We start from the raw sequence: 6,679 nt of genomic DNA on the forward strand, positions 1-6,679 counted from the left end.
GCCCAAGCCTATTACAACAAACAAGCAGGCATCAAACGCTTAATCACCGAAACCGGAGCCGGACAGTGGGGATCTTCACTGGCGTTCGCTGGTGCGCTCTTTGGGCTAGAAGTTGTGGTTTACATGGTCAAAGTCAGCTACAACCAAAAACCCTATCGCCGCGCCCTGATGGAAACCTATGGAGCCAGAGTTGTTGCCAGTCCTAGCACCGAAACTCAAGCTGGTCGATCGATTCTCGCAACGCATCCTAATAGTACGGGCAGTTTGGGCATCGCCATCAGTGAGGCTGTCGAAATTGCAGCGGCTGACGAGCAGAGCAAATATGCTTTAGGCAGCGTCCTCAATCACGTTCTCCTCCATCAAACTGTCATCGGACAGGAAGCCTTAGTCCAGATGGAAATGGCGGGTGATTATCCAGATCTAGTCATTGGTTGCACGGGTGGCGGTAGCAACTTTGCTGGTATTGCATTTCCGTTTCTAGGTGCCAAGTTACGCGGCGAACGCGACGTGGAAATTATCGCTGTCGAACCAGCGGCTTGTCCCACCTTGACTCGTGGTAAGTATGCCTACGATTTTGGCGATACGGCGCACTTGACACCGTTGATGAAGATGCACACCTTGGGTAGCACCTTCGTTCCTGAAGGCATTCATGCTGGCGGCTTGCGCTATCACGGGATGGCTCCATTAATGAGTCATGTAGTCACGCTAGGTCTGGCTGAAGCGCGCTCGGAATATCAATTAGGTTGTTTTGCGGCAGGATTGACATTTGCACGGTCTGAAGGCATTCTTCCCGCTCCAGAAGCGAATCATGCTGTCAAGGCTGCAATCGATGAAGCCCTCAAATGTAAGGAGTCTGGCGAGAGTAAGGTAATTCTATTCAATCTTTGCGGTCACGGACACTTTGATATGCAAGCATACATGGACTATCAAGCCGGAAAACTCGTCGATACCGAGTATAGTTCGGCAGAGGTGGCAATGGCTCTGGCTGGATTGCCCTCCTTTGGTTAATGATGGTTAAACAGCTCGATCGAGCTTATCGATCGAGCTGCTTAATCCTCAAGAGATCGATTGAAATTTCTCTAAATCCTGACCTACCAAATACTAGAAATCGAACATGACTCATTTTGGCATCATCTGCCCTGTCGCCACTGGACATCTTAATCCCATGACAACACTAGGGCACGAACTGAAACAGCGCGGTCATCGCGTAACTTTATTTGGCATTCCTGACGCTCGCGCTAAAACTTTAGCTGCTGGATTAGAATTCTGTGTAATTGGCGAGCGAGAATTTCCCGCTGGATCGTCAGCGGCATCTTTTGCCGAACTAGGGAAATTGAGTGGCTTAGCTGCCTTAAAATACACCATTACCCTGTTTCAACAGTTGACAGTAACGATCTTGCGGGAAGCTCCCAATGCGATCTCCGCCGCAGGTGTGGAGCTATTACTGGTAGATCAAACTTCGTTTGGTGGTGGGACGGTTGCAGATTTTTTGAAGTTACCCTTTATCAGTGTAGCCTGCGCTCTGATGTTGAACCGAGAGACAGGCATTCCACCAATTAATTCAAATTGGTCTTACAACCCAGCTTGGTGGGCACAACTCCGCAATCAATTGGGTTATCGGTTGCTCAGTCGGATTACCAAACCAGTCGTCAACACAGTCGCCCAGTATCGCCAAGAATGGCAGTTACCCCCACACTTAGAACCTAACGACACTTATTCCAAACTGGCTCAAATCAGCCAACAGCCTGCTGAATTTGAATTTCCTCGACAGGAATTACCGCAGTGCTTCCATTTCACTGGGCCTTATTCTCGTCCCGATAGTCGCGAACCTGCTGATTTCCCATTTGAGCAGCTCACTGGACAGCCACTGATTTATGCCTCGATGGGGACTCTCCAAAACAAGCTGATTGGGGTGTTTGAAAATATTGCTCAGGCGTGTGTGGGGTTAGATGCTCAGTTAGTCATTGCCCTGGGTGGTGGTAATCCAGCATCTCTACCAAATTTACCTGGTTCTCCCCTCGTTGTGGGTTATGCACCACAGTTAGAGCTACTGCAAAAAGCTACTCTGACCATTACTCACGCGGGTATGAATACTGCTTTGGAATCTTTGAGTAATGGGGTACCGATGGTAGCGATTCCGATCGCTAACGACCAGCCAGGGGTGGCAGCGCGGATTACATGGACGGGTACTGGAGAGGTAATAAGTCTCCCTAAATTAACTAGTTCCAGACTACAGGTAGCGATCGAGAAAGTGTTGACGGAAGATGCTTACAAACAAAATGCCACGAGGTTACAAGCAGCAATTCGCCGTGCTGGGGGAGTGAGTCGAGCTGCTGATATCGTCGAACAGGTGGCGCAGACAGGTCAGCCAGTATTGGCTCAAACATAGTTACTTAATTGATGTTTAAGTAAGCTATTTCCCCAAAATAGCAGGAGAGCCAATAATTGCAGCATAATAATATGGCTAGATTTCTCATTTGGACGATTTCAGTAGCTGGGCATGTGAGTCCGGCTATGCCGTTGGCATAGCCGATCGGAGATAATTATTTTGGTCGTTCGAGGCTCACTCGATCGAGAGGCATCGTTGAATGAACTTCGCGATCGCAAGCATTATGCGTCGATATATTGGATTGCAGATGTCCAGAATACTCAGATTTATGCTGTTGAAATGTTCGTTGGCGAAGCCTCTCTTTCGGAGAATCGCGGTAGCCGCAGAATCGATCGTTCTCTGGTATTTCCGAACTTATCGATCGCCACGATCGTAGAAGCATTAAATCGTAGCAAAGAAGCAGACCAATCTCAATTCGGGCAATGGCTGATGAGTCAATTTCAGGGATAATAACTAAGCTAAATATGAGAAAAGAGTAGTGTCAAAACGTCAAAATATTTCCACTGGCTCCAAATGGGAACCCATCATCGGTTATTCCCGCGCCGTCAAAATCGGTAACACCATCCATGTCTCTGGTACCACCGCTGCAAATGCCGCAGGCGAACTCGTCGGTATCGGCGATGTCTACGCCCAAACCAAACAAATCATCCTCAATATCGAATCCGCCCTCCACCAAGCTGGAGCCAGCCTCTCAGACGTAGTTCGCACCCGCATCTACTGTACTAACATCGAAGAATGGGAACTCATCGGCAAAGCCCACGGTGAATTCTTCAGCGAAATCCGCCCTACGACTGCAATGGTAGAAGTCAGCCGTCTGATTTCCCCCGATATTTTAGTCGAAATTGAAGCTGAAGCGATCGTTCAGTAGATTTCAGATTGCACTAATCTCTTACTCCTCCCCTTTATAAGGGGAGGGAGCCAAACCCTAGATATATTAAGACATCTAATACTCTCTAATCTCTAAACCATGAATAGCAAAATCTCCACTATCTCCGGTACCGCCATTCCCCTGACAGGTAATGACATCGATACCGATCGCATTATCCCCGCCAGATTCCTTCGCTGCGTCACTTTTGACGGTTTAGGCGCAAGTGTATTTGAAGACGATCGAATCCAGCTCAAAGGCGCTCACCCATTCGATTTACCCCAATTTCAAGGTGCAAATATTTTAGTCGTCAATAGCAACTTCGGTTGCGGTTCTAGTCGCGAACATGCACCTCAAGCCTTAGCTAAATGGGGTATTAAATTAGTTATCGGCGAAAGCTTCTCCGAAATCTTCTTTGGTAACTGCGTCGCGATGGGTATTCCCTGTCTCACCGCCAATGCTGCCACTACAACCCGTCTGCAAGAGATTTTGCGGACACACCCCAAGAGCGCAGTTACCGTCGATCTGAACGCGTTACAGGTACAGTGTGGTGAGTTTTCTGCCCCAGTCTCGATCGGGGAGGGTTCCCGCCAACAATTAACCAATGGCACCTGGGATGCCTGCGGACAATTAGTCGCAAATCTCGATCGAACCAAAGTCACCGCAGCAAAGTTACCTTATGTTTCTTGGTGAACTATCCCCTAGCCCCTATCCCCTAACGACTAAAGTCTAAAACCTAAAGCCTAAGTTGGTAATTGCCAGCGTTCCGACTCGACATGAGCGATCGCAAATGAGTTACCACAGCCACAGACATTGGTTGCTAGGGGATTTTCAAACCGGAAACCTCCACCCATGAGATCCTCGGCATAATCTAACTTAAGATTGTCTAAATATGCCAGGTGGTGACGATCGATTACTACCGAAATACCATCGACACGGCAAACTCGCTCTTGCTCTAGGATCGAGTCTGTGAAATCGATCGTGTAGTAAAAATTTTCACACCCACCATTTGTAAAACCGACGCGCAAGTTAGTTTCAACTAGATTGCGCGCCATTTGCATTCGTTTAATTTCGGCGATTGCTGCCTTGCTAATCTCAATCACGATCGATCCAATCTGAATTTATGTTCGATTGTACGCTCTTTGGGGCTTCCCGATCGAGTGTAGCCGCGATCGGGAATGGCAAGATCGACTAGTTGCTAGCCGTTGTTTCTCGCATAGTCATCTTCAAACCGAACGATATCATCCTCACCCAAATACTCGCCATTTTGGACTTCGATGATTACCAAGGGAATCACGCCGGGATTTTCTAGTCGATGCTTGGTGCAAGCCGGAACGTAAGTAGATTGATTGCTGTGTAAAATTTCCTCTTTATCGTCGCAAGTTACCATTGCCGTGCCACAAACGACGATCCAGTGTTCGCTACGATGGTAGTGCATCTGAAGGCTGAGGCGATGTCCGGGCTTGACCTCGATTCGTTTGATCTTGTGCCCTCTACCTTCTTCTAAAATCGTAAAAGAACCCCAAGGACGTAACTCTGTTGCGGCAACAGTACCTGTGGGTAGCGACGGTGTTGGTGTAAGATTGGGTGTTTTGGTTTGGGTCATAAATTTTGAAATTAATGATTCTAGCGCACCATGCTTTGAAGTTTAACAGTCATCCGATCGCTACTCTATCAAAAGCGGTAGGTCTTCCGAATCGTCAAATATACCGATTCAACTGCACAAAAACGATTTCTGAAAAATTACCTTACTTACTTCTAAAAAATATCATTATTTCGCCCGATCGGGGGTGATCTTTGCGATTGTTATCGATCGCGCTGCGACTCAAGCCATGACAACAAGCCAATTAAATTGTTAAATCTTACGATAGATTTACTTAATAAACATCGGAAGCAGCAATCTAAACCCACTTTTCGCCATCCACTATCCACTATCCACTAAAACACTGTCTTGATTCGCTAAACCGTCGGGAAACCCGACGAGCGCGAATCGCTAGTAACTTTGTTTTGATGCAAGATTTGGTATTATTGAGCTTCGGTAGGATCGATAGCAGTAAAGGTGGCTTGGGTGAATTTATTAGGTGGGGATATCTTGGGTGCGGTGGCACTAGGATTGTTATCGTGTCAGGGTGCGGCTAGTTTGATTCTCCTGTCGCGATTGGTAAAAGGGGCGGTACGTCGTCCGCCGTTGCTGCCACAGCTTGCGACGCCAGATCGAGTTGGGAGTGTGAGTGTGGTCGTACCGACGCTAAATGAGGTCGATCGCATTGCGCCCTGTTTGCATGGATTGAGTCAGCAAGGCGCTGTAGTTGAGGAAATCCTCATCGTTGATAGCAATTCTCAAGATGGGACGCGGGAGCTGGTTAAAGAGGCTGCTAGCGCCGACTCTCGCTTCAAGTTGATGACTGACGATCCGTTACCTGCGGGTTGGGTGGGTCGTCCGTGGGCGTTACATTGGGGATTTTTAAGTAGTTCGGCTGAGAGTGAGTGGATTTTGGGTGTGGATGCGGATACTCAACCTCAACCGGGACTGGTAAATAGTTTGGTGGCGGCGGCGATCGAGGAGGGTTACGATTTAGTTTCACTATCGCCGCAGTTTATCCTTGAGGATGCGGGGGAGTGGTGGCTGCAACCAGCTTTATTAATGACTTTGCTGTATCGGTTTGATTCGTCTGGAGTGCGAGCGCAATCGCCCGATCGAGTGATGGCAAATGGGCAGTGCTTTTTAGCACGGCGAACAGTATTAGAACAATTGGGCGGTTATACTAGCGCAGCGGGTTCTTTTTGCGATGATGTGACTTTGGCGCGAAATGCCGCCAAGCAAGGATTTAAGGTTGGCTTTTTGGATGGAGCTAAGGTAATTCGGGTGCGGATGTATGCGGGGATGGCGGAAACATGGCGCGAATGGGGACGCTCTTTGGATCTCAAGGATGCGACGACTAAGCCGCAGCTATGGAGCGATTTGGCGTTACTCGTTTTGGTGCAGGGTTTACCAATTCCGCTGACGATCGCTTTTTGGAGTCTTGGGGGATGGGAAAATTCGTTCCTGACATGGCAACTGGCGATCGGTCTAAACTTATTTTTAGTTATCGTTCGATTTGCCCTATTACTAGCGATTTATCCTTCCTATGCTCGGGAAGGGTTTTCATGGGCTTCGCTATCCTTCTGGCTGTCGCCGCTTGCCGATCCAGTGGCAGTTTTAAGGATCTTTCTATCGGCTTTTCAACAACCAAAACAATGGCGGGGTCGAGTTTATTAAACTCGCGATCGCCATCTCGATGTTAATCGGTCGCGGTCATAAATATTAATACTCAAAATTGGCGATCGACAGTGACTTGCCATAAATTTAGTCACGCTCGATCGCTAACTTCAATAATTAGCAAGAATTAATAGAACTATTCTGCTGGCTCGATCGTACTAGTCAA

Annotated in this window: 8 protein-coding genes; 6 read left to right on the forward strand and 2 right to left on the reverse strand. The window is 48.0% G+C overall.

Annotated features, from left to right (window positions below):
- From RMO52_RS00680 to leuD, 5 genes are all read left to right on the forward strand, one after another.
- A partial coding sequence (locus RMO52_RS00680) for a TrpB-like pyridoxal phosphate-dependent enzyme (RefSeq protein WP_310410090.1) occupies positions 1-1,008 on the forward strand: 1,008 nt, incomplete at its 5' end.
- Positions 1,009-1,114: 106 nt separating this feature from the next.
- Positions 1,115-2,389 (forward strand): glycosyltransferase, encoded by a 1,275-nt coding sequence (locus tag RMO52_RS00685; RefSeq protein ID WP_310410092.1) that lies wholly within the window; start codon positions 1,115-1,117, stop codon positions 2,387-2,389.
- Positions 2,390-2,548: 159 nt separating this feature from the next.
- Positions 2,549-2,839: a hypothetical protein gene (locus RMO52_RS00690; protein WP_310410094.1), complete on the forward strand. Its 291-nt coding sequence runs from the start codon at positions 2,549-2,551 to the stop codon at positions 2,837-2,839.
- 28 nt (positions 2,840-2,867) lie between these two features.
- On the forward strand, positions 2,868-3,257 hold the full coding sequence (locus RMO52_RS00695) for a RidA family protein (protein WP_310410095.1): 390 nt from the start codon (positions 2,868-2,870) through the stop codon (positions 3,255-3,257).
- A gap of 99 nt (positions 3,258-3,356) precedes the next feature.
- Positions 3,357-3,947, forward strand: a complete 591-nt coding sequence (leuD, locus tag RMO52_RS00700) for a 3-isopropylmalate dehydratase small subunit (protein WP_309738163.1) — start codon at positions 3,357-3,359, stop codon at positions 3,945-3,947.
- 50 nt (positions 3,948-3,997) lie between these two features.
- On the opposite strand, the gene RMO52_RS00705 is transcribed toward leuD, so the two are convergent.
- Entirely contained in the window at positions 3,998-4,357 is a 360-nt protein-coding gene (locus RMO52_RS00705) for an iron-sulfur cluster assembly accessory protein (RefSeq protein WP_310410097.1), read from the reverse strand.
- Positions 4,358-4,452: 95 nt separating this feature from the next.
- On the reverse strand, positions 4,453-4,860 hold the full coding sequence (locus tag RMO52_RS00710; protein ID WP_309738167.1) for a phosphomannose isomerase type II C-terminal cupin domain: 408 nt from the start codon (positions 4,858-4,860) through the stop codon (positions 4,453-4,455).
- 453 nt (positions 4,861-5,313) lie between these two features.
- Here RMO52_RS00710 and cruG point away from each other — a divergent pair, with 453 nt between their 5' ends.
- Complete coding sequence (gene cruG, locus RMO52_RS00715; protein WP_310410099.1) at positions 5,314-6,513, forward strand: 2'-O-glycosyltransferase CruG; 1,200 nt, start codon at positions 5,314-5,316, stop codon at positions 6,511-6,513.
- Positions 6,514-6,679: the final 166 nt, after the last annotated feature.

It is taken from the genome of Chamaesiphon sp. OTE_8_metabat_110 (assembly GCF_031382685.1).
Lineage (GTDB): Bacteria > Cyanobacteriota > Cyanobacteriia > Cyanobacteriales > Chamaesiphonaceae > Chamaesiphon.